Below are 2,621 nucleotides of genomic sequence, written 5' to 3'. Positions count from 1 at the left end.
CTGGTCAAACGCGCGTCTAGTCAATCGCGCGCCTGGTCAATAAAGAACAACGTAACGACCTGCCCGTCCAGGCAGCAGAATCGCCCGTAGCCCCGGTCGAGCAGGCGGTTGGGTTCGTGTTCTCCCACGTAACGAACCCGGAAGGCCAACCCGTCCCAGTCGATTTCGACCGTCACTTCCCGAAAACCGATGTATCTGCCCACGAGTGGATTGACGGCCTTGTAGGCGGCTTCCTTGGCGCTGAATGTCACAGCGGCTTCCACAGGGCGGCTCAGGGTCCTCGATCGCTCCGCCGGTGTGAACAGTTTGCCGTGCAGGCGGGGATTGCTGCGCGCGAAGCGTTGCGCATCCTCCACATCGATGCCGATACCACGCAGTGGGCCTGTGGACACCGCCGCTGCCGCCAGCGCTTCGCTATGACTGATGGAACCGATGAAACCTCGAGGCCACACCGGGCGGCCCCGGTCGCCGCGCGGGATGGGTGGGGAGACACCGGCCAGCCTGTGCAGTGCCCTGCGCGCGAAATAACGCCCGCTGGCAAACTGGCGCCTTCGTTTCGGTATCGCGCGTGCCACGGCCGACGCCTCTTCGGGGTGGAGGGGACGATCGGCGACCGGTCCGGCTTCAACCACGCAGCAGCCCGGTAGTTCGATGTCGATAGCCGCCATCCGTGAATTGTCTTACGGCGGAACTGCGATGGCTATCGTGCTGTTTCCCTCGATCATACGCAAACATTGGTATTACATATTATTCCTATTCGCCATTGACGTGCATTTACAAACAGCTATAGTTTGCACTGCGCCAACCCGATGGGATGGGACATTTCCAGATGGCACCGAAAGAATTCGCCCTATGCGCACTGCTGCTCGCCTCGGCAGGCCAATCCGCCATCGTCGGCGACAAGGGGGAATCGTCCTTCCATGAGGAGCTCACCATCGTCGGTACGCGGGAAGACGCCCGGGACGTCAACGGGGCGGCCCATGTCATCGGTGCGCAGGACCTGCGGGAGTTCGCGTATTCCGACATTCAGCGCATTGCGCGGCGGGTCCCCGGGGTTTCGGTGCAGGTGGAGGACGGCTACGGATTGCGTCCGAACATCAGCATTCGCGGGGTAGCGAGCGAGCGCAGCGGCCGCATCACACTGCTCGAAGACAACGTACTGATCGCGCCAGCCCCGTACTCCGCGCCCTCTGCCTACTACTTTCCCACCGCGGGCCGGATGGCGGCCTTCGAGGTGCTGAAGGGCCCGTCCGCCATTACCCAGGGGCCCTATACGATCGGCGGGGCACTGAACATGGTCTCGACTCCGGTGCCGTCCGAACGGCGCGGGATGCTCGTGGCCGAAGCCGGCGAGGACGGCACCGGCCGCATCCACGCTTTCTACGGGGGCTCCAACCGGGCGGGACTGGGCTTCCTGGTGGAAACCCACCAGTGGTTCTCCGACGGCTATCAGCACATTGACCGGGACGGGGGCGACACCGGCCTCGAACTCGAGGACTACACGCTCAAGGCCCGTTTCGCCCCTCCGGATTCACGTCACCGATTCGATCTCAAGCTGCAGTACGCCAGGCAGTCATCGAACCAGAGTTACCTGGGGCTCACCGACACCGATTTCGATGACCGGCCCTGGCGGCGCTACGGGCTGTCCGCACTGGACACCATCGACACGGAACACGAGCAGGTGATATTCCGCTACGAGTTCTCCCTCAACGGTCAGGCGCGCCTGTCGGCGACGGTCTACAACAACGAACACGAGCGGGACTGGTTCAAGACCGAGGGAATCGACTTCGACGGCAGCGAGCACGCCGGGTCGTTCACGCGAACGAGCTGGTCGAGGGTGGTGCGGGCGGTCAACCGCGGCGAGGGGCTGGGCGAGCGCTCCGCGAGCGACCTGGAGGCTATTCTCCACGGCGCCCTGGACACGCCTTCCGGGAGCATCCAGCTCCGTTCCAACGCCCGCGAATACTATTCGCGGGGCATCCAGGTCAATGCCGACTGGACGCTGACGCTGGCCGGAACGAGCCATGCTGTCGAAGCCGGCGTGCGCCTGCATGAGGACGAGGAAGACCGGCTGCAACGCAACAGCAGCTATCGTCAACAGGACAGCAGGCTGGTGCTGGACGACCCGGGATTGCCGGGCAATGCGGGCAATCGCATCCAGCGGGCGGAGGCGTTGGCCCTGTACATCCAGGACAGGATTGCTTTCGGTCGATGGGTGGTTTCTCCCGGGCTGCGGTATGAATCCATCGACCAGGAACGCAGGCGCTTCGAAACGCGGCATGGCCGGACCCCGGATCCTGCTTCCCGCGCCGCGTCGAACTTGCGTGACACCCGGGAGAACCGGACCCGGGTCTGGCTGCCGGGGATGGGCGTGAGTTTCGACCCGAACGAGATGCTCAGGCTGTACGGCGGCGTTCACAAGGGATTCACCGCACCGACCAACGCGCCGGACGTCAAGGAGGAGCGGGCGGTCAACTACGAACTGGGACTGCGCGCGAACGGCGAAGCCTGGCGGGGCGAACTGACGGGATTCTGGAGCGACTACGACAACCTGCTGGGCGTCTGCACGGCATCCTCGGGCGCGGATTGCGAGGTGGGCGACGCCTTCAACGGCGATGCCG

General features: G+C 64.3%; 2 protein-coding genes. One reads left to right on the top strand and one right to left on the bottom strand.

Features of this window, described 5'->3' with window-relative positions:
• Positions 1–20: 20 nt before the first annotated feature.
• The gene (locus tag OXG98_04790; GenBank protein MCY3771320.1) at positions 21–668 is read right to left on the bottom strand and encodes a 4'-phosphopantetheinyl transferase superfamily protein; all 648 of its coding nucleotides are present in this window, start codon (positions 666–668) and stop codon (positions 21–23) included.
• Between the two features lie 161 nt (positions 669–829).
• Between OXG98_04790 and OXG98_04785 the strand changes: the two genes are divergently transcribed.
• Positions 830–2,621 (top strand): TonB-dependent receptor (locus tag OXG98_04785; protein ID MCY3771319.1); only part of this gene is annotated, 1,792 nt, incomplete at its 3' end.

Source organism: Gemmatimonadota bacterium (genome assembly GCA_026706345.1).
Taxonomy (GTDB): domain Bacteria; phylum JAAXHH01; class JAAXHH01; order JAAXHH01; family JAAXHH01; genus JAAXHH01.
The sequence above is the reverse complement of the archived record's forward strand: the minus strand, read 5'-3'. Positions and strand labels throughout refer to the sequence as shown.